This is a genomic window from Wolbachia endosymbiont (group B) of Ischnura elegans (assembly GCF_947251585.1).
In the GTDB taxonomy this organism is placed as follows: domain Bacteria; phylum Pseudomonadota; class Alphaproteobacteria; order Rickettsiales; family Anaplasmataceae; genus Wolbachia.
Map to the genome: position 1 here is coordinate 281,981 of NZ_OX366371.1, position 21,928 is coordinate 303,908.

Consider the following 21,928-nt stretch of genomic DNA (forward strand, 5'->3'; position numbering starts at 1 on the left):
TCCAATTATATAACACAATTTATTAGTAGCATGTTTTTTACAAGAAGTAAATAGCGAAATAAGTAAGGTTTTCTTATACAATTCACTCTTATAAACTTAAACTCAAGCATTTTGATCAAAGTATATTGAACTTAAGACATATCTTGACTATACTCTGCGATAGAGTTAATAAAAATTTTAATAAAATCAGTAAAACTAATTTTTAGCTAAGATAAATGCAAAGTGAGTTCCTTTGATGTAAACAGTGTTAGAATAATCGGTAGGTGCTTTATCAACTTTCTGTTGAGGCTTGGTAACGCATTTGTGTTTTTTATTCAATCTCTATACCACTGCTTTGTGCCACCGTATTATTTTAGCAATGTAGCAAAACAAATTATAGAGATAGGCTTTTTCTCTTTACCAATTGTTGGGCTCACTGGAGTTTTTATAGGAGCGGTGATAGTTTTACAAAGTAGCTTAAGTGGTCTATTGATTAATCAAGAACAAGTAGTACCTAAGCTTGTTACGATCACTATCATTAAAGAGTTAGGGCCAGTTTTGATTAGCTTAATAATGGTAGGAAAGGTTGGGTCCTCAATTGCAGCAGAAATTGGCACGATGCGCATCACTGAACAAATAGATGCACTTACAACTTTGGACATCAATCCTTTCAAATATTTAATTGCACCAAGAATTCTAGCGTCAGTTATAGTATTTCCAATACTTACAGTATGTGCAGATCTAATAGGAATATTTGGAGGGTATGTCACCGCAGTCTTTGAATTTAACCACAATTTAAATATATACATAAAATATACAGCTCAATTCTTTAATATAAACGATTTTGTTGTTGGGCTAATGAAAGCGACTGCTTTTGGTGCTATAATTTCTGTTTCAAGTTGTTATTACGGTTACCATTGTAGAGAAGGTGCACGAGGAGTAGGTGTTGCTACAACATCAACTGTTGTTTTTTCGTCCATATTGATCATTTTAGCAAACTACTTGATTACTTTGATACATGTATAGCCCCATAATATCAATATTGAACCTAAGCTTGTCTTTTGATGATAGAACGATATTAAACAACATAAGTTTTAATATATCGAAGGGGGAATCATTAGTCATACTTGGCGGCTCAGGAAGTGGTAAATCTGTATTAACAAAAATAATCATTGGATTGCTAAAACCAGACTCAGGGTCTATTAAAATAAATAGTGAAAGCAAAAATAAATTTGGAGTCTTATTTCAAAATTCCGCTTTATTTGACTACGTTACAGTGTGGGAAAATATATCTTTTAATTATAAAAAGCGCTTTAATATCAGCGAAAAGGAGGCAAAACAGCTAGCAATCGAGAAGTTAAATGATGTTGGACTGGAGGAAAGCATAGCAGATATGTTTCCAATCGAGCTATCAGGCGGAATGAAAAAAAGAGTAGCACTTGCAAGGGCGATTGCGCACAATCCAGAAATTATTGTATTGGATGAGCCAACTTCAGGATTGGACCCAATTATGTCAGATATGGTAAACGAGATAATAATAAAATTATCTAAAGACTTTAACCCTACAATTATCACGATTACACATGATATTCATAGTGCATTTAAAATAGCTGATAAAATAGCAGTATTATACGAAGGGAATATTATCTACCACGGAACTGTCCAAGAAATACAAAATACTAATAACGAATATATAAAAAAATTCATTCATTATATATAGCTATAGGTTTACAAACGATATTGTGAATGCCATATCTAGCCTAACTTGAGCTACTGACAATTGTCGTTCTGTTACTAGTGTAGTGCCACGGTGGTATGGTGTGTTAGCTATAAAACAACGCATTAAATATAGCTAAAGTAACTTATATCAATTTTTATTATTATGCCAATTCCAACTGCGGAAATTTATTGAATTTGTTACTTCACTACTCAACAGCAATTACAACTGATGATTTTATTTCATTCTACTACCTGCTGATTTATTTTCTGCTCAGCATATCCATTAAATCAGATTCTTTGAGTTTATTATGATCAACTTTACTGAATTTATTCACCATAGAGCTCATTTGATTATACTGCTTAATTAGAAGATTAACGTCAGTTACACTTGTTCCGGACCCCTTAGAAATTCTAAGTCTTCTTTTGCCATTTAAAATATCTGGATTTTGCCTTTCTTTTTCGGTCATTGAGTTTATGATGGCTATATATTTTTTCACTTTATTGTCGTCTGGCACACTGCTACTTAGCTTTTTTGTGAATGAACTAGGGATGAATTTCATTATGTTGCTAATGCCATCCATTTTACTCAGAGTTTTTAACATTCCCACTAGGTCGTTTAGGTCGAATTTACCCTTTTTTACTTTCTTTTGTAACTTATCAATTTCTTCCTGACCAACAATCTCAGCAGCTTTTTCAACCAATGATACAACATCACCCATGCTAAGTATCCTTTTTGCAATTCTATCGGGATAAAAATCATCGAGGTCACTTAATTTTTCACCACAAGCAATAAATTTAATTGGACAATCGGTGATCATTTTCATAGAAAGAGCAGCACCACCACGTGCATCACCATCAACACGGGTGAGAATAATGCCGGTTACACCTATTACCTCATTGAATGATTTGGCAATGTTGACCGCATCCTGGCCTATCATTGCGTCGGCTACTAAAATAACTTCTGCAGGTGAAGCTATTTCCTTTACGGCTTTCAACTCATTCATCATATTATTGTCAATATGAAGCCTGCCTGCGGTGTCTAGTATTAATACATCATAATTATCGTTCTTTGCTGCTGCCAGTGCCCTTTTTGTAATTGCAATAGGCTCCTCATTTATTACTATAGATAAAGTTTGTACGTCTATCTGTTTACCCAGCACCTCAAGTTGTTTCTGGGCAGCCGGCCTATAAATGTCTAAAGAGGCAAGCATCACTTTTTTCTTTTGCTTTTTTAGCTTTAAAGCAAGCTTTCCTGAGGTAGTTGTTTTACCTGCACCTTGTAAGCCCACCATCATAATCACAGCAGGGGGTTTAACTGCTAGATTTAAGTCACTTTTCTCTGATCCGAGAACTGCAACTAAATTATCCTGCACAATTTTAATTATCATTTGTGCTGGAGAAACACTTTTTATGACTTTTTCCCCAATCACTTTATCTTTAATGTCGTTGATGAATTTTTTTGCAACTTCAAGTGAAACGTCAGCTTCAATTAAAGCTATACGTATTTCACGCATGGCAAGATTAAAATCATCTTCAGAAATGATCGACTTTCCTCTCAGTTTACTAAATACAGAATTTAAACTTTCAGTTAACGATTTAAACATAATAGCATTAGTAGAATACTCATTAAAAAGAGAGAAGAAGCTGAAACAAAACTTACTGAGTTATAACTTAGCACTTCTTTAAGTTTAGTAATATTATTAAAGTATAAATTAGTAAGTGAATTAGTCAAGTTTTGCAGTACGTTGGCAGACATTTCTCTCACTTTAAAGACCAATTGATTGAACAACAAGACAATATAGGATATGAAAACTCTAAAAATCCAATCAACATCCATTTTAAAATTTACTCTCGGGTAAAATAACTTGCGTAAAGGAATAAACAATAAAGTGGTACATAGTAATAAATTAAATTGCGACAAAACATTTTTTGTGTTGTACACAAAATCGAAAATCGAAGGTTTATTGTAAATAGGTAAGTAAGGATTGCCAGCGATTACGCATATAAATGCTAAAATAATCATAGTCATTTTGCCTCCCCTCTCTGCTAAAGGTTTTGACTTACTTTTTGCAATAAATAAGTAATAAAGAAACTTTAGCCCCACGCTTAAATGAAGCAGCAAATTTAGAAGCTTATATAAATTTTTATACCCTTTTAAGGCAACAGTGTTCATTTCAATTTCAGCTGTGATATATGATTTACTGATAAATCCAACGGTTCCAGGAAATGCAGCCATTGTAAGTATTGCGATTATAGCACACATGCCTTCCACTGACATCAGTTTACCCACTCCATTAAAACTAATTATTTTTTTTTGTAAAATAATCGAATTACTGACCACAAACAATAATGATTGATAAACAAGAGAGAAGATTATATGCAGTATCAAAATTGGTATTGCTTTTTCCGAAGGACTGAGCAAACTTCCTGCAATAATCAGCAAGCCCATTTGTCCTACAACGTTATAGCATAAAAATCTGCGAATATTTTGCTCAAGAGAAGCAAATATAATGCTGTAAATTACAGTGATGGCGCCTACAAGTGCTAATATTTCAGTACAATCTTGCCATAGGGTGTAAGTGTGTAAAAGCATCACTAAAAAAGAGACTTTAGTGGTAAATAAAGAGAGATATGTAGTGCCATGTAGTGATGCAGCAGGATATGCATCAACAACCCAAAACGAAAAAGGAAAACAAGCGCAGTTTATCAATAAACCCAAAATTATCAGGTTAGTGCTTTGAAGTGCCAATCCTGCTGTCAATATAACTCCAACCAAAAAGTGTACACAAGCGTACCTTATTGCAGATCCACTATCTCTACAGCTAGCTGCGATAATAAAAAATGCACTGATGGTCATTAATTCAAAGAATATTATAACCAACATTATCTGCTTGGATAAAATTGCACAGAGTGAGCAGGTAGTATAAGCAAAAAAAGATAGCATCTCTGAAAAAGTCAAATTTTGTGTTGGTAGAACAGCTAAAAATGCAACTGATAAAAAAGATATTAGTACGATACGAAAAGATAAATCAAAATTTAGAACTGGATGAGAGCAATTCAGTGTAGTACCTAAATTTTCAGGTAATATTAGGACTATCACTATTAATGTAGTCAATAGAAATAGCAATAAAAATTTATAAAGTTGCACAATGATGTAAAACAGTATGGTTTATGCTACCTCAACATACAAATAAAATCAATTTGCATATTAACCACTAGTTAAGCTAATTACCATATAATTATATCAGGGTTTAGAAGGTTATAGAGAAACCGGTCAGATTAGGTTTTTAATCTAATCTGACCGATAGCTTTAATAGTGAGGTAAGCTTTAATATAGCACTCCTAATTCACAGTGCTACACTCGTGCATAATTTATTTTTAATTTGTGCACGAGCGTTAGTAAATTATTTACTTTTTGAAATAAAATTTGGCATCAATTCAATATCCAGAACTTCAGTAAGTCTGCTAGTTGAGAGTGATTTACTTTCTTTGTTTTAAGTATCTGCATAAATCTAATGGAGCTGCCAGTTTTCAATGCACTCATTCGACTTTTATGCTCTTCGCAATATTTGATTCTATTAAAGAATTCTTTGCTAATCTAGTCTTTAACGCTTTTTTTAGATACCGCCGCGGTGTCTCAGCATAGATTCCTCTAACACGTAGCGGAATCTTAAATTGTTTTAGCTATAGATCCCTGTATCAAGTACTGTAATGACGGCATTCGAGTAGCGGACACTGGAATCAAGAAAGCTCTTTAGTAGCTGTATAATGAAAATTAGATCATAAAATCCTCTGACAGCACATTCTGTGTTTTACCGTCATCCATAACTGTGTAATCAATATCATATTTATCGAATTCATTGCGCATCCTAGTGAAATGTCCTTTATCATGATCCAAAAGAACACTTACGTATTTAAAGCTATCATTAAAAAGATCATTATAAATTACTGGAAATTGAACTGTGTAGGATTTTGTACACTCATCTTGACCGTTATTATCTTTACAAAGGGACATTTTCCTGTTTTGCCAGTATCATCTTTAGTAGAAATAAGAAATTTCATACCCACGTCTTCGTTTTTTGCTATAAACTCCTTACACTTTCTACTTTTTGCAGAACATGGTCCTGTATCTATAGAGTAGCTTTCTTTTGGAAGTGTGAATCTTAACTTATGTGTCATAATACTACCTTAATAAAAATCATTATTATAGTATAGATTTATTAATAAATAATATACATTATGGTATAATTAGTACAAAATAGGTTTAACCAATCTCAGTAGGGCTGCCAGTTGGACCCATAAGAATTACTTGTTCACCTTCTTTAAAACATTTACATAAATTAGTGGAACCGCCAGTTTCAAGCACAATAGTGGAAATAAATCCTTTTTTTTTGTCTACTTCAGTGCCGGTTACGGCTATACCTTCCATAGCAAGGTTTGTATTATTGGCTTTTCTGCTATTGGTTGCAAAATTTTGCAACCTAAAGAATTGTCCGGGTTTAAAATTTTTTGCCGCAAGTGGTGCTTTGATCACTATTTCCACAACTTTGTCTGTTAAATATTGAACTTTTATAACCTTTGCAGTGAATTGCTCTTTGATTCTATTAAAGAATTCTTTGTTAGCTTGACGGAACAGCGTCACTCCAGCGCGTGACGCTGGCTGATTAGCTGTTTGGATCACTCCACTCAAAAGCTGAGAAATAATAGGGTAGCCGTTCTTAGCACTTGCCATAGCTTTCACGACGCTGCCGCTATACGAAGGGTGAAGATCACCAAAAAAGCTGATTGTTTTATTGCCTTGCTTATACACTAATATTCTATCTTTATTTTGCATTTTAGGAGAAAATATTGGGTCTATTTCTTTTCCTGATGAATTCAAATGAGTAAAATACCCATTACTTAATTTAAAATGCTTTTTATCTTCTGTTGCAATAACTGTATTTGGCTCAGTACCTGCTGCTATAAAAATAGAACGTGCTTTTATACGTTTGATTTCGCCGGATTTTGTGTCTATCAGTTTTATTGACTCAGCATGGTTATATTTATCTGTCACAACTTCAACTGGCTCTAAGTTTTCAATAAAGTAAATCCCTTCTGATAATGCGTTTTGCACCTCTTCGCTATTTAATCGATAACTTGGCGAGTCTTTCAGCTCTTTTCTATATACAACTTTCACTCCCCCAAGACTCTGCATTAACTCTAATATTTTTATTTCTCTACTTTCTTTTTTTGCTAATTCTTGCTCTGCTTGGATCAACTTTGCGTGCGATATGAGCTCATTCGCAATTTCGTGCTCTTCTTCTGTCCAATCTTTTTCAACACAGTCTTTTCCGTACTTATCAACCAATATTTCATAACGAAGAAGAAATTTTTCTACTTGAATTGGATAATACGCTAAAGCTTCAGTGGCAGTGTCAATCGCAGTAAGCCCAGCCCCTATTACAACTATCGGCATACGAACTTGCAGACTTGCTATAGAATCAAATTTAAGAGCGCCAGTCAGTTGTAACGACATAAGAAAGTCAGATGCCATACGCACTCCACGAGCTAGTATATTCTTTATTTTGATCATTCGTGGCTTGCCAGAGCCAAGTGCTAGGGCGATGTGATCAAAACCCGAGTTGAACGCGTCATCAACATTAATCGTGCCACCAAAACGAATACCTCCATAAAGTGCGAAATTCTCACGTCTTTCCAGCAAAAGTCTAATGATTTTTAGATAGTTTTTGTTCCATCTAGAGGTTATGCCATACTCTGCTACTCCACCAAATCCACCAGCTGTGCGTTCACTTAGTTTTTCATGCTCGAAATCTTTAATTAGCTGAAAATTATCGATCAAAGGTTCAATCTTTAGTCCATCAATGGCGATAACGTTATGCCCATCGTTTAATAAATGATGAGCTAAATTAAAACACGCAGGACCAAGCCCTACAACTAGGACGTTTTTTCCTGTGTTTCCTTTTGGCAATGGACGCTGAAAATTTAAAGGATTCCAACGGCTAAGCAGAGAATATATTTCAAATCCATACGGTAAACTAAGCACATCATCTAGAATCCTTGTTTCAATCATTGGCACATTTACAGGCTCTTGTTTCTGATATATGCATGAGTTCATGCAATCATTGCATATTCTTTTCCCAGTAGCTGCACATAATGGGTTATCTATTACCACAATTGCAAGGCTTGCTATGCTGTACCCTTCGCTTTTCACCAGATTCATTTCTGATATTTTCTGTTCTAGTGGACAGCCGTGCAATTCAACTTTGAGTGGGGACTGTTTAAAGTTATTGTCGTTATTACTTAGCCCCTTTGAACAACTGTCCTTATTTTGCTTATGACAAAATATGCAGTAATGAGCATTATCCAATGCTTTATTCAAACTCACCTTTTCACTTGTCAGATCAAAACCATGTCGTCTTTTTGTTTTGCTTGAATACAATACCTCAACTTCGTCTACTTCTTTTTTGAAGAACGATACGAGATTTTCGTGATCAATTTTTCTGTGAATACTAAAAAGTATACTCTGTTTATTTTTTACTCTCCACGCTGCATATTGCGCTGCAAGTTCTATTTCTTCTTTGTGATCCTCTTTATTTTCCAACCAACGCATCACCTGCTCAGCAAAATTTTTTTCTGTTGTTGGTAGGGCAAGAAAGCGATTTAATTTGCTGGTAACATAATCAATATCTATATCTATATCTGCTATATCAGTGTACTTCTTTAATGCATAGCGTTGAACAAATAACCTTTTACACTTATATATTGCAGCAAAGTCGTTGTGCTTTTTCTTTAGCTCCTCTGCTTCTTTTCCAATATTAAAAAGTTTTGCAATAAATTCATCAAGTAAATATGAGAGGTCTATTATTAACTGACTATCTGTCATTTGAGTGGCCAACATTGGTTGTTTTATGGATCCCAGTGTCAAGCACTGGGATGACATCAAAGAAGAAGCTGCTTTTTCTCTTGCTTCAATTAATGAACAAAACAAGCTTTCATCGCACGATTTTATATAATCTAAAAACGTCTCATCTAATTTTATTAATCCACTACAAGTGTATAAGTTTGAAAATGAGATTTTGAAATTCAGTTGCATTGTTATACTATACAGTGTACATACTGTTTCTTGCAGATGAAGATTTTATTTGTCTTGCAGTCTTGCTAAGATTGTTGCTTCTGCAGCTTTTTCTTCCCCAACATATGCAACACACTCAAATTTGCATGCACCCAAACGCGCATTTTTTATATTGGATTGAAGAACCAACGTGTCCCCTGGAATAACTGGTCTTCTGAATTTTGCGTTTTCAATAGACATAAAGTAAACAACTTTATTTTCTATTGTTTCTTTACCGAGGACACATATAGCAGATGCCTGAGCTAAAGACTCAACTATCAAAACTCCTGGCATTATCGGATGGCCAGGAAAATGGCCAATAAAAAATGGCTCATTGAAAGTCACATTTTTGATTGCTTTTATGCTTTTACCATGGTCACATTCTATTACTCTATCTACTAAGAGAAACGGATAAGAATGTGGTAGTATTTTTATAATATCACTGATATTAAATTGCATAAGCCTACTCAATGCTTTGCAAAGCAAATTCAGGTATTTCCTTATTTACATTTTTTAATACCACATCTGATAAATCAACCTCATCCATAGAGTATAGAACTTGGTTCTTTTTTGAAATAAATAGTACTAAATCTACATTGTTTTTTTCTGCCGTTCTTTTAGCCACTTCTTTTATTTTGTTAAAGACACTTTCTACTGCTTCTCTATAGTTTTCTTCTAAATTTGACATTTTCTTAGCGTAATTATCCCTAACGCTTACAGTGTACTTACTAAATTGTTCCGTCTTTTCTTTTTTTGCTTCTTCTGACAAAAGGTCAAATTCTTCTTTCGATGGCTTAAATTTTTCTAACTCATTTTCAAATTCTTGCTGTAATCTAGAATTCTGCTCCTTTATTTGTTGTTGTATATTTTGCAGAGCCAGAGATTCGTTGATAACTTTGTCACTATCAATAATGGCAGCCTTTGTATTAATCGCGCTCTGAGGTTGATACCCTACAAACTTATACCCTACAAATAAGGAAACAATTAAGGCAATGACTGATGTAAATAACTGTATATATTTCATTCAAATCCCCGCTTCAATAGAAATTTTAACGTTTGGTGATGGTATTATATCATAAGTTTCCTTTACTAAAGGAAACCCAAAATCTAATCTAAGTCTACCAAAAGGAGAGGGCATTGAAAAGCCAAAACCTGGTGATACTCTTATAAGCTTACTATCGTAATATTTTCCACTATATATCTCCTTTTCATCTAAACCAAAAAGTGTTGAGTAGTCAACAAATAGTGAGCCTTTGATACCAGCATAGTCGTATAATTTAGATAGTGGAAAATCTACTTGCTGTGTTAAATTAAAATAAGTTTTGCCTCCCAATGAGCTTTTATTTTTGTCTTCTGCTCTTGGTCCAATGCCGGAAAGGTCAAATCCTCTAATTTCATTACCACCTTTAAAAAAGTGCTGGCCAATATTTAGCTCTTTATCGGTATAAGAGAAAATATGACCTGCTGCTATTTTAAAGCGCAATGTTATATCATCATCAATTTTGCTTAGTATAGGGCGTGTATAAAAAGACAAAAACTCAGATTTTAGGAAATTTACATTTCCTCCCAATCCTGAAATATCCTGATTTAAGCGCAATAAATATCCCTCTTTAGGAGTATAGAGGTTATCCAGTTTATTGTATGATAACGTATATCCCACTGATGAAACCTGATACTCACCTTCTTGATCTCTTATTATCTCAGAGATATCCTCATCTTTTCCACTCTTATTGTCCATATGTATATGGTTATATTTATAAGAATAGCGAATAGAGTTGGTTAGATTTTCTAAAATTTTATAAGATAATTTTACTGTTCCTCCCCAGTCACAAGTATCAAAAGTGGTGTTTGGCTTATCTTGTTTTTCATAAAATATACCTACGCCTAATGACGTATCAGAATCGTTAAAATTATTTTCAACAGCGTCTATACTAGTAGAAAGAACATATTGACTTTTTTCAAGAGCAAAAGATACCTCTTTACCACTACCAAATAAATTACGATCTGTGAAATCGGTTTTAACAAATACTCCACCAGGAAGAGACATGCCACCTGTTAAAGATAACGAGGCAGTTCTTTTTTCTTTGACATTTAAATCAAGATTTACTGCATTTTCATCCACTATATAACTATTTATTTTTACTGTTTCAAAAAAATCGCTATATATAAGTTTTCTACGTGATTTTTGAATCTCAGATGTGTTATATGCGTCGCCTTCTGCCATGCTAAGTTTTCTTCTAATTACTTTATCTAAAGTGCGGTCATTGCCATCAATAGTAATTTGGTTTATATAAATCTTTTTACCTGGTAGCACTTTGTAAGTTACATCCACAATATTGTTATGTTGTGTATATTCTGGATTAACTTTTGCAAATATATATCCTTTTTCGTTTAAATGTTTACTTATTTTTTCTGCTGTATTGTTAATTTTAACTCTATTAAATATTTGATTATTTTCCTCTTTGATAAATTCTAATATTTCTTCCCTTAAACTTAAATCCTTAATCTCAGTTTCAATATCAACTTCATTATTTCCAAATAAGTATTGCTGCTTTTCATCAATCAAAAAAGTTAACTCTATTTGGTTGTTATTATCAACCTCAACAATTGGTTGGATATTATTTTGAATATATCCCTTAGATGAATAGAAGCGATCAAGCAGTTCTGTGTTAATCAGTAGATATTGAGGTGAATAATGAGTTCCGCTTTTAAAAATGGCTCTAAATAACTTACTAAATATATCATTGCTATGCCTTTTGATAACTTGCTCTAGCTCATTTGCTGAAAAGTTTTTATTACCTATGAATCGTAAACCCTTAATTTTAGACGTTCTTCCTTCTTTTATCTTAAAAATTAGGTTTATCCTATTGCTACCAAGCTTATCTAGCTCATATGCAATTTTAACACCAATTTTACCACTGTTCCTATAAAGAGTAGCTAGATTTATTAAATCGTTTTGTAATTTTGTTTCAGTGAAAATAGTTAGTGATTTTGACTGGATAACGTTATTTAGCAACTCTTTACTGTTAAATAACTTATTGCCTTTCAATATTACTTTGTTAATCAATGGATTCTCATGAATTTTTACTACTAAGTTTTTTTCATCATCGATATAGGCGTTAATACTAGCAAATAACTTTGTTTTGTATAAATCTTTTATAACTGAATCTACATCATCATCATTTATATGACTACCTGGTTCTAATTTTGTATAAAACCTTATTGTTTGATCACTTACTCGCTCATTGCCAATATACTTAATATTTTTTATCTGTACTTTTTCTTTATTTTCTAGAGCAACAAGTAGAGTGGGAAAAGAAATAAGTATTATTATTAGTATGTGAAATAACTTTTTCATATGTATCTTAAAAAAGATGCCTAATATCATTTGTGATTGCAACTGCCATCAACAAAAACAGTATGGTAGCACCAAAAGTGACTGCATATTTTTGATATTTCAAACTCAAATCTCTACGTATAACTGCTTCTATAATATAATGAAATAAATGCCCACCATCTAGTAGTGGTATTGGCAGCAAGTTAATTGCAGCTAAATTAGCTGAAATAATTGCCATAAAATATAGAGCCATCATAAGTCCCTTTTTAGCTGATTGCCCTGAATATTTTGCAATTTTTATTGGCCCACCTATTTCATTTATACTCCTTTTACCAACAACAATTTGAAAGAGTGCTTTGATTGTTAAACACATAGTGTGGTAGGTTTCATTCACTGATAGGCTAGCAGCTCCAAGAAAAGATGACTGTTTTAACCCTATCATATTAATTGAGGTAATTCCTATAGTTTTTCTTTCTATTATGTTACCAAAGACATCTCTATCCTCAACTGTAAACGGAGTTAGAATAGTTCTGTACTCTTCGTTATTTCTGCTATACTTAATTTCTATTCTTGTTTCAGGGTTGGACATTATCACGCGTGAAATATCTTCAAAGTATTTTATTTTGTACTCATTGATCTGTGTAATAGTGTCACCTGGTAATAGGCCAGCTTGCTTTGCTGCACTTTCTTCAATTACATTACCAATTACTGGTGGAGTACGATAATAACCTGCCACGCTGAAAAATATTGTGAAAGCTATAACGGTAAATATCATGTTTGCAAAAGGCCCTGCAAAAACTATTGCTGCTTTTTGATATCGAGGTTTTGTATGGAATGAGTATAATTTTTCTTCTTCAGTTAATTTTTGTTGATCAACAGGAACGCTTGCTGCATTAGTATCCCCTAACATTTTAACGTAGCCACCCAATGGAAAGGCACTTAATTTCCATCTAGTTCCAGACTTGTCGTTAAAACCAAAAATTTCAGGACCAAAGCCTATAGAAAAAGATTCAACTTTAACCTTGCATGCTTTAGCGACAATATAATGCCCACATTCATGCACGAATACTATGATAGAAATTATTAAAGAAAACGATAAAAAATAATATATTCCAGCGCTAAGTTGATGAGAAATTAATTCCACCTATGTTTTAAATCTTAATCAAACGTTGAGTATATTAAAATGCGCCTTGCTTGACAAGTATTTAGTTTAGTCTTTAAATTAAAAAAAAGTTTAATGACAATGATAGATATCTCCTTATTAAGAAGAAAACTGATGTATAGGAGTTGGCATAGGGGTTGTAAAGAAACTGATATACTTTTAGGGCATTTTGCATTGAAATATCTTGATAAATTTTCCTTAAGTGAACTAATTGAATACGAAAAAATAGTTGATCTTGATGATTGCGAATTATATTGTTACATCACTCGTAAGAAACTTCTCCCCCCTGATTTGAGTAGTGAGGTAGTCGATTTGATTGCTTGCTTTAATCACTTATGCACCCAATAATCTTGTTTACCCTATCTAATACTTCAGCATATTCTACTCTTTTTTCCTCCCTATACTTTTTGCATTCTTGATTTATTTCGTCTAATCGCTTTGTTAATTCTAAAATTTTGTCTTCGAGAGTCAATGCTGCAAGTAAGAAATTTAATGCATCTGAGCCCTTACCTCCAGTTCTTTGAGATATGGAGCTAACTAGCTTGTTGAAGCTATTAGCAAGTTGTAATAAATGGTCCTTCTTTTTACTTTCGCAAGATATTTTATATGTGTTATTATGTATAACTATTTCTACTACTTGCATATGATGCTATATTGTACAACTTTCAAATTTACAATATAGATTTTTATTCATTTATCAAGAGGGATAACTTTTTACTGCTACGAAAATAAGTTTTAAAGTATTGATGTTTTGCAACCTTCTGTGACGTCAAATTACTTGCTTCTTTCAAGTTATAGCTTCTAATTGAAAAAGAACCAAACCCCCTGATTTCAACTCTATTATGATATTTCAACGTGTTTGAAAACACTCGAAAGAAACTATCAACTATGTCTGCTATAATGACCTTATCTAACAAAAGGTGTTTTTTTGCCACTTTTGCTATTATATCAGATTTCGTTGCCATTTATATGAAGCACAAGAAGTTATTTGGCAGATAATATTATATTATATTTTTCAACACCTACTACTTCAACTTGTATTTTTTCTGATATAGAAAACTTTTTATTTTCTGGTAAATGCTCTTGATCTACTAAAAGGGTTACATTGTTCTCAACCTCAACGATTAGACCATTTTCCTCTCTCTTACTTACAGTAACCTGAATTTTATCCCCTACTTTAACTTTCTCTATCAGTTCTTCAAGAGGATCATACTCTATTTGCTTTACTCCAAGATAAATTCTTGTCCGATCTACGTTAGCCCTTATCACTTTTGCTTCTATTTCATCACCTACATTATACTTTTTTATCTCATCTGAATTGTTTTTCGACCAACTTAGATTTTGCATATAAATTGTTCCTTCTACGTCCTCAGATATCTCAGAATTATCAAAAGTCACAGATATTTGTGAACCATTGTTGCTTTTAACTTTACCAGAAACAATAGAACCAAGAGGATATTTATCAATAAATACTTGCCAAGGATTCTCTACGCACCTTTTTGTGCTTAAACTCATCTTATTTTTAATAATGTCAATACCGAGAATTTTTACATCCACTTCTTGTCCTATTGTTACAAAACTACTGATTGGTAAATTACTCTTGCTCCAAGTTATTTCTGATGAGTGTACCAAACCCGCAATCCCAGGTTTAATCTCAACAATGAATCCACAATCTTTTATACCCGTTACACATCCTTTGTGTACGCTGTTAATTGGACATTTTGACTCTAGATCTTGCCAAGGATTGTCTCCTAATTGTTTTACACCCAGGGAGATTTTTCCATTTTCTCTATCTATTTTTATAATTTTAGTTTTTATATGCTGACCATAAGAAAAAATTGCAGATGGATGACTTACATTACTCCAAGAGATATCTGTAATATGTAGCAGCCCATCTATAACTCCCACTGTATCTGATTCATGAATGCCAACAAATGCACCGTAGTGAGTGATGCTTTTTATTTTGCCTTCTACTACATCACCTTCATTTAAAGATTCTAAAAACTTAATTTTTTCACCAGCATGCAATTTCTCTAATACCAGCTTTCTTGATACTACAATATTCCCCTGCTTCTTATCCATTTTAAGCACGATGAATTTTTGTTCAGTTTCAATAAGGTGATTAGCATCTTTTATTTGCTTCAAATCCACATGACTCAGCGGTAAAAACGCACTTATTCCATCACCAAGATCAACAATAAAACCGCATTTAATTGAGCGTTTAATGATTCCTGTTACTTCATCTTTTGTAACTGCGCTTTCTTCCAATTTATTCCATTTTTCGTCTCTGATTGCTTTCTCACGACTAAGAACAACATTACCATGGTAATCTTCAATTCTTTCAACATAAACTCTAATTTTCGAGCCAACAGTGATATCATCATTACAACTGAGCTCCTTAATCAGAATTCTTCCGTCTGACTTTAAACCAACATCAACCACAATATCATTAGAATTTCTTCTTGTGATTATACCTTCTACCACATCTCCTTCTTTGATTTTGTTAGCAAAAGAATCTTCACAAAAGTCATTGTCTTGATTATCAAATTGATCTTGAAATATCTCTTCTATGAACCTATTTGATGATAGCCTCTTGATAGCAACTGTACTTTCCATACCTTTTAATTTTAACTTCATTAGAACTCATATATTATATAATATTAATAATTAGTGACAAGTAAATTCTCATTAATTCATTTCGAGAATTGTTTAAGCTATAAAAGATTAAGTTATGTAAGATATGTTATCTAGGAATAATAATTGGATTAGGTCATTTTCCAGAAGATCTAGGTTGAAGTTGAATGTTTTGGAGAAGTATTCTATTAAAAACAGCAAGGAATCTATAAAAAAGATCGTAGACTTACAAAAAAGAATACGAGTAGAAATAGGTTTCGGTAATGGTGAAAATATGCTCTATCAGGCATTCAATGAATCTGATCTATTATTTATAGGATGTGAGCCTTATTTAAAGGGGGTCTCTTCCTTGCTAAAAAGCATAGAAGCACACAGCATAAAAAATATTTTAATATGGACAGAAGATGCAAGAGAATTAATTGTCAATTTTCCTGACCACAGTGTTGAAAAATTCTTTATTCTCTTTCCAGATCCATGGCCAAAAAGAAGTCACAACAAAAGACGGTTAATTAATACGGAATTTTTAAATTTATTAGCAAAAAAAATACTTGTCACAGGTGAAATATTTATTGCAACTGATCATCAGGATTATGCAGAGTGGATAGAGTTATAGCTCTTTTCATAATGGTCCAAACGGGTTAAAATAAGAGTTTATAGTAGTGAAGGTAAGTATGCCAGCAGCATATAGTTATGATTTAAGAAAAAAAGCAATGGAAGTGCTAGACGAAGGGGAAAGCAGAGAAACGGTAGCAGCAAGATTTAAAATTGGAAGAACTACATTATGGGAGTGGCAGCAAAGAAAAAAAGAAACAGGAGATTTTCAGTCGAAAAAACTTGGAAATGGAGGTTATAATCACAAAATTACCGACTGGAATAAATTTACTGAATTTGCCAAAAAACACGGTGGAAAAACTCTATCGGAAATGGCTAAGCTTTGGAGTAATGTTAGTATCCCAACGATTCATCGAGCTCTTAAAAAAATTGGACTCACACGAAAAAAAAGACATATGGATACAAAGAAAGGAATGAAGAAAAACGTGCTGAATTTTTGAAAATTATAGCAACAAAAGAACCTCAAAACTTAGTATATATAGATGAATCTGGTATTGATAATACCGAAGACTATCCCTATGGATATTCTCAGAAAGGACAGCGGTTTTATGCCCTAAAATCTGGAAAGAAAACTCAACGAATTAGCATGATTGCAGCTCTAAATGGTAGAAAAATAGTTGTTCCGTTAACATTTGAGGGCCATTGTAATATGGATATCTTTAATAAATGGTTTGAGCAGTTTTTGACACCGATTTTGGAACCTGGACAAACTGTTATCCTTGATAATGCTACTTTTCATAAGTCTAATAAGATTTGCTAAAGGAGTTGGTGCTGAAATTTTGTATCTTCCTACGTATTCCCCAGATTTCAATAAAATTGAGCATCATTGGTTTGCTATAAAAAATAGAGCTAGGAAAAACATCCCTCTATTCACATCTTTTCGTCATGCTGTTGATTCTGCTTTTCTATGAACTTTCCGGATTATTATGAAAAGAGCTATACATATAAAGCAGTGTAATTTTTTAACCTATAAGGAAGATAGTTTTGCAAATTATACCCCAACAAAATACCACAGAAAAGCGCTAGAATATCAGCGTAAAATAAAGTTTTTAAAGTAAATGTTATATCTAAACTGACTTAGATTTACCTCTGCTTGTTAGTACAGATGTGTACATGACACTCTATAGTGCAAGTAGCCTACCATATACTGGGAATAACAGTTTACTGAATTCTTTAATCTCACAAATAGAAAGATCAATAAACTTGATAAACATCAACATTATCAGCCAGCATTGCTTTTGCAACTTCAATTCTACCTTTTTTATGATCGGTTTGGATAATTTTATAACCTATAGCATTTTGTCTAGCAACCAATCTGGTGCTTCTCTACCTTTTTCCCACTTAGCAAATCTCATCTTTTCTTTTAGGTAATATTCTCTATATGCTTCTATTGGGTTACTACATTTATATCGATCAGGTAACGCTTGTGTAAAAGCTTGTATATCAGCTGATCGAAATATTAGCAAATCCTTGTTATTATCGCACCAATCTATAACTTCTTCGGATTTATGCGTTCTTTTGTATCGCAAGCTATATTCTATACACAATTCTTTTCCATGTTTTATTAACCAATCAAAGTTTCCTTTTGATTGTCTAGCCCATAAAGAACAAGGATGGTTTTTGTGAGTAAGTTTATATGGAACTTCTATATTCTGGTTTGTAATGCTGACTAAAGGATTTGGCTCTTTTAATGCTATTGAAAAAACACTGCTAAGCAATTGAGCAGTTTCTAGCGGCATTTTTACTATGTGCTTATCGCATAACATTTGTGCTGCAGTTACAGGATTTTCGTCTAATATAAAGATATTCATCTAAGCACCCAGAGATAGAATTTTTGCGTAGTATTTATTTCAATAAACCCTAAAATATCATTCAGAAAATGGATAAGTTAAATAAGCTCAGTTAAAAAAATTATACACAATTCCGAGGAACCTTTTCAAGCTACAATGAACGTATAGCTACCACTCTAGCAATATTATTTCTCACCCACTGAAGATATTGCACGGTACTGTCTACTTGATCGTCGTGACGGATTTCTGGAAACATTAAAATCTCATACTCAAAGTCGCTAAGCCATACTGCTTGGTTAGGGAGAAAAACCCGCTCAGATTCTATAATTGGGACAATTCGGTGAAATCGAGTTAATTTGTCATCATGTGGTACTATTTGAATAATAGGTAAATCACTGTTTTTCCTGAGCTCCTGAACCAATTGCTGACCGCTTGCTTTTGCTTCGATTAAAATTGCGTGTGGCTTCCACCTTGCAGCCAGCGACAGAACTTTCTCTTTAAGTTTTGGATATTCAAGTTTTGCGCGATATACATCGAGTAAATAGAATGTATTATCTACTTTTGTCCAGGTAGTGCAGACACTAAAGTCACTTGTATTGTTTGTTGAAATTGCAGTATCCCAACTCTGTGTTACATGCAAGAGGCTATCAGGAAAATTTTTATAGCGCTTCAACCACTCTCGTTTAATTATAGCACTTGAAAGTGGTAGAGGGTTTTGTTGGTATTGAGCAGCAAAACCATAACTCCCAAGTTCAGCTTTTATCATCTCAATTTCTTCTTTTCCTTCAGTTAGGGAATACAACAATTGACCTTCTTTTCTTGAGTATATTTCCTGTTCATGCTCTGGAATATGATTATTAACTGAATAAATAATCTCCTTATCTTCAGCTATTATTGGTAAACAGACATGGTGCCATATGTTTCTTGGTTTACAGAGGAGGTGACCAGTTAAATCTTCTAAATGGAGTCTGTGCATCACAAGAACGATAACTCCTTTTTTTCTGTCGTTGAGCCTGGTTACTAAAGCCTGATCAAACCAGTTTGCAGCACGCTTTCTAAATGTTTCGCTCAAAGCTTGTGCGGGACTTAGTGGTAGGGTCGAGAACTGGCGCGCCTCTTTAGGGTTTGGTGGCTGATCCATTATTTTCATGTTGGTCCTCAATCCAAAATTCCCATGTTTACGTTTCCAATTCCCGCCTCATCAAACGCAGCATGCGGATTTCCCGCACTACGCTTTCCTAGTAGATTCTTACCAAAGTTTATAACATATTGTGCTGGTAAGGCTTTCGGAACGTAATATCTTATTCTATAGTCCGAATATAGACCAAGGGTCTCATATATACATTCGCTACTCCACCTTTTCCAACCAAATCCTTTTGCTTTTCTGGCTTGCATCATATTGCGTCTTGTTTTCTTCTCTACCCACTGTTTAACGTAGCTGAAGCTTCGACTTGAGTTTCCTATTCTAAAGTAGTTTACCCACCCTCTCAATATCGGATTGATGATCTGAATCACTCTCCGTATTGGTTGCGATTTATAGTTACTGAATACCTTCTTCAACTTTTGAAGTAGGCTTGTTCGTGTTTTCATCTGTGGTGTTATCTGTACTCTCCACTTTCCTTGTTTTGTAATTTTCTTTCGAAAGTCAAATCCTAGAAAGCCGAATGTTTCTCCTCTCTTTAGATTGGCAATTTTTGTCTTTTCTTCATTTACACTTACTTCTAGTTTTGCTAATTCTTCTTGTAACCTTTTGTACACTAATTTCTCGAGCCATTCCCATCTCTGGTGCCCATCTATCAGTATCACTAAATCGTCTGCCCATCTGGCGTATTCTATACGTTGATATTTTTCTTCCCTGGTCACCTCTTTTGCTCTCTCTAGCATTTTGTCTACCTCATTGAGGTATATATTGCTCAACAACGGTGAGATAGGCGACCCTTGCGCTATTCTCGTTTTCCTCCTACCTTAAGGATTAGCTTAATCAAGTGCATGATTTCTTTATCATTTATTCTCTTGGCAATTTTCTCCATGAGAATATGATGTCGTACGTTATCAAAATAGGATTTCAGGTCTACATCAATACATTTTGTATTGCCTTTGATTGCTGCTTTCGCTACTCTGCTTACTGCTTCATGCGCTTTTCTCTTGGGTCTATATCCATATGATCCGTCCTGAAAGTCAGATTCATATATCGGTTCAATTATTAGCTTTAGTGCACTTTGCACTATTCTATCCCGGATGCAGGGTATGTTCAACGTTCTGAGTTTTCCCCCAACTTTTGGTATTTCCTTTCTCCGGTTCCTATTTGGGCTATAGGTTTTGGTTATTAGTTCATGTCTTATTTGCTGAAGATACTTTTCTAAGCCTTCTGCCTCTATCGATTTGAATGTTACCCCATCAATTCCTGGTGCCCCATTGCTTTTCTTTGTTAGCTTATATGCTTCTTCTAGTGTCTCCATCTTGCAGACGTGTACATAGATTCCCCAGAATCGCCATTCCGGTTCTGCTTTCGCTTTGATATATATCTTTCTTCTCAGGTCTTGTAATTTTATTGGCATTTTTGTCATTTTTACCTTTACCTTCCTTTTGTTAAAAGATCTCTACTAGTAGGGTGCCTTTGCTCCATGGGCGTTACCCCACTTCTTCGCTACTACACACCCATCCGCCACCCTTTCATCTTCGGTTCTTTTCCTGTTTTCCAGTTATAGAACCTACCACTCCAAGGTATTTCTCCTTGGGATGAGGAGGGCTTCTCCAGTTGCTTTGTATGTCCTCATTACCATGCTATCACTACCACCCCGCTGAAGTAGAACAATTGTATCAGTCGTTTTTCAACTGCCTATTCTGCTTTCGCCCATTGACCGCTGGCTCAGCCTTCAGTTCTTATCGTTTTCGAGGCCACCTATATGTTTGCTTTCGCTACGGCCTAGTAATTCGCCATTATCCTATGATAACGTTGTCGGTAGGCTTCAACATTTTGCTTTCCCTCCACATTGCTACCCTAGCTACAGGACTTCGACTTTTATCCTGGTGGGTCTACCTCCCACTGAACATACTTGCCTTCTCTGGACACACGATCATCCACGATAATGAAATCTCCACCTTCACCGGTTAATGTTCCTCCAACTGATGTTGCAATTCGACATCCTCTCTGCACTGTTTGAAATTTATATTTAGTGTTTTGATCTTTGCATAATTCTACTTTCGGAAATAGCTCTCTATACCAATCAGATTGCATTATGCACCTTGTATCGAGTGAGTGCTTTTCGCTAAGCAACCGAGAATAACTTGCAACTATTATTCTTGCAGTTGGCTGATTTCCAAGTATCCATGCGGGCCATGCAACACTTACACAAATGGACTTCATTGAACGCGGCGGCATATTGAATATTATTCTTCTTGCTTCACCAGCGCTTGCTGCTTCAAGCCTGTCTGCTATGACTTTTATATATTGATAATCATTATACTCACACCCCGGCACTACCGTTTGAAAGCATAATTCAATGAATTTGAGAAGGTTTATATTGTTCATAAAATTAAGGTTTGTTGATTTTTTTAAGATTTTGTTGTATAATTAAATCAGC

At 34.0% G+C, this 21,928-nt stretch carries 17 protein-coding genes and 5 pseudogenes; 6 read left to right on the top strand and 16 right to left on the bottom strand.

Annotated features, from left to right (window positions below):
• The first annotated feature begins 222 nt into the window (after positions 1-222).
• Together OPR58_RS01450 and OPR58_RS01455 are read left to right on the top strand one after the other, a co-directional pair.
• Positions 223-1,005, top strand: coding sequence for an MlaE family ABC transporter permease (locus OPR58_RS01450; protein ID WP_029237671.1), 783 nt, complete (start codon positions 223-225; stop codon positions 1,003-1,005).
• Positions 998-1,699 carry an ABC transporter ATP-binding protein gene (locus OPR58_RS01455; RefSeq protein ID WP_010405332.1) on the top strand — a complete coding sequence of 234 codons (702 nt, stop codon included), beginning with the start codon at positions 998-1,000 and terminating at the stop codon, positions 1,697-1,699. The genes OPR58_RS01450 and OPR58_RS01455 overlap by 8 nt, the downstream gene beginning before the upstream one ends.
• A gap of 259 nt (positions 1,700-1,958) precedes the next feature.
• Here OPR58_RS01455 and ffh read toward each other — a convergent pair whose 3' ends face one another.
• The 8 genes from ffh to rseP form a co-directional block, all read right to left on the bottom strand.
• On the bottom strand, positions 1,959-3,302 hold the full coding sequence (ffh, locus tag OPR58_RS01460) for a signal recognition particle protein (protein WP_264374535.1): 1,344 nt from the start codon (positions 3,300-3,302) through the stop codon (positions 1,959-1,961).
• The gene (locus tag OPR58_RS01465) at positions 3,287-4,846 is read right to left on the bottom strand and encodes a proton-conducting transporter transmembrane domain-containing protein (RefSeq protein WP_265022839.1); all 1,560 of its coding nucleotides are present in this window, start codon (positions 4,844-4,846) and stop codon (positions 3,287-3,289) included. Before OPR58_RS01465 ends, ffh begins: the two co-directional genes overlap by 16 nt.
• 627 nt (positions 4,847-5,473) lie before the next feature.
• Positions 5,474-5,713, bottom strand: a complete 240-nt coding sequence (locus OPR58_RS01470) for a hypothetical protein (protein WP_265022840.1) — start codon at positions 5,711-5,713, stop codon at positions 5,474-5,476.
• Positions 5,714-5,962: 249 nt separating this feature from the next.
• Positions 5,963-8,791 (bottom strand): FAD-dependent oxidoreductase, encoded by a 2,829-nt coding sequence (locus tag OPR58_RS01475; RefSeq protein ID WP_265022841.1) that lies wholly within the window; start codon positions 8,789-8,791, stop codon positions 5,963-5,965.
• Between the two features lie 45 nt (positions 8,792-8,836).
• Positions 8,837-9,268: a 3-hydroxyacyl-ACP dehydratase FabZ gene (gene fabZ, locus OPR58_RS01480; RefSeq protein WP_265022842.1), complete on the bottom strand. Its 432-nt coding sequence runs from the start codon at positions 9,266-9,268 to the stop codon at positions 8,837-8,839.
• 4 nt (positions 9,269-9,272) lie between these two features.
• Entirely contained in the window at positions 9,273-9,833 is a 561-nt protein-coding gene (locus OPR58_RS01485) for an OmpH family outer membrane protein (RefSeq protein ID WP_010404220.1), read from the bottom strand.
• On the bottom strand, positions 9,834-12,167 hold the full coding sequence (gene bamA / locus OPR58_RS01490; RefSeq protein WP_265022843.1) for an outer membrane protein assembly factor BamA: 2,334 nt from the start codon (positions 12,165-12,167) through the stop codon (positions 9,834-9,836).
• A gap of 7 nt (positions 12,168-12,174) precedes the next feature.
• Positions 12,175-13,290, bottom strand: coding sequence for an RIP metalloprotease RseP (rseP, locus tag OPR58_RS01495; RefSeq protein WP_265022844.1), 1,116 nt, complete (start codon positions 13,288-13,290; stop codon positions 12,175-12,177).
• A gap of 99 nt (positions 13,291-13,389) precedes the next feature.
• Here rseP and OPR58_RS01500 point away from each other — a divergent pair, with 99 nt between their 5' ends.
• Complete coding sequence (locus OPR58_RS01500) at positions 13,390-13,656, top strand: succinate dehydrogenase assembly factor 2 (RefSeq protein ID WP_010404229.1); 267 nt, start codon at positions 13,390-13,392, stop codon at positions 13,654-13,656.
• Here the strand turns inward: OPR58_RS01500 and OPR58_RS01505 are convergent.
• Genes OPR58_RS01505 through OPR58_RS01515 form a run of 3 tightly spaced genes read right to left on the bottom strand, consistent with a single transcriptional unit; the run spans position 13,634 to position 15,945 of the window.
• Positions 13,634-13,951 carry a cell division protein ZapA gene (locus OPR58_RS01505; protein WP_010404232.1) on the bottom strand — a complete coding sequence of 106 codons (318 nt, stop codon included), beginning with the start codon at positions 13,949-13,951 and terminating at the stop codon, positions 13,634-13,636. The genes OPR58_RS01500 and OPR58_RS01505 overlap by 23 nt on opposite strands.
• Positions 13,952-13,994: 43 nt before the next feature.
• The gene (locus tag OPR58_RS01510; RefSeq protein ID WP_010404234.1) at positions 13,995-14,273 is read right to left on the bottom strand and encodes an HU family DNA-binding protein; all 279 of its coding nucleotides are present in this window, start codon (positions 14,271-14,273) and stop codon (positions 13,995-13,997) included.
• A 19-nt stretch (positions 14,274-14,292) separates the two neighbouring features.
• A complete protein-coding gene (locus OPR58_RS01515; protein ID WP_264375979.1) occupies positions 14,293-15,945 on the bottom strand; it encodes a 30S ribosomal protein S1 in 1,653 nt (550 codons plus the stop codon).
• A 103-nt stretch (positions 15,946-16,048) separates the two neighbouring features.
• Here OPR58_RS01515 and trmB point away from each other — a divergent pair.
• The 3 pseudogenes from trmB to OPR58_RS11240 all read left to right on the top strand — a co-directional run.
• Positions 16,049-16,546, top strand: a pseudogene (gene trmB, locus OPR58_RS01520) (tRNA (guanosine(46)-N7)-methyltransferase TrmB); the annotation flags it as partial.
• A 67-nt stretch (positions 16,547-16,613) separates the two neighbouring features.
• Positions 16,614-17,465: pseudogene (locus OPR58_RS01525) on the top strand (IS630 family transposase).
• Between the two features lie 24 nt (positions 17,466-17,489).
• Positions 17,490-17,612, top strand: a pseudogene (locus OPR58_RS11240) (tRNA (guanosine(46)-N7)-methyltransferase TrmB); the annotation flags it as partial.
• Between the two features lie 231 nt (positions 17,613-17,843).
• Here the strand turns inward: OPR58_RS11240 and OPR58_RS01530 are convergent.
• The 5 genes and pseudogenes from OPR58_RS01530 to OPR58_RS01550 all read right to left on the bottom strand — a co-directional run.
• Entirely contained in the window at positions 17,844-18,365 is a 522-nt protein-coding gene (locus OPR58_RS01530) for a pyrimidine dimer DNA glycosylase/endonuclease V (protein WP_006013204.1), read from the bottom strand.
• Between the two features lie 130 nt (positions 18,366-18,495).
• Positions 18,496-19,437 (bottom strand): annotated as a pseudogene (gene terL, locus OPR58_RS01535) (phage terminase large subunit); the annotation flags it as partial.
• Positions 19,438-19,502: 65 nt separating this feature from the next.
• Complete coding sequence (locus OPR58_RS01540) at positions 19,503-20,264, bottom strand: group II intron maturase-specific domain-containing protein (RefSeq protein WP_320109896.1); 762 nt, start codon at positions 20,262-20,264, stop codon at positions 19,503-19,505.
• Between the two features lie 23 nt (positions 20,265-20,287).
• On the bottom strand, positions 20,288-20,911 hold the full coding sequence (locus OPR58_RS01545; protein ID WP_265022252.1) for a reverse transcriptase domain-containing protein: 624 nt from the start codon (positions 20,909-20,911) through the stop codon (positions 20,288-20,290).
• Positions 20,912-21,411: 500 nt separating this feature from the next.
• Positions 21,412-21,876: pseudogene (locus tag OPR58_RS01550) on the bottom strand (phage terminase large subunit); the annotation flags it as partial.
• Positions 21,877-21,928 lie beyond the last annotated feature (52 nt).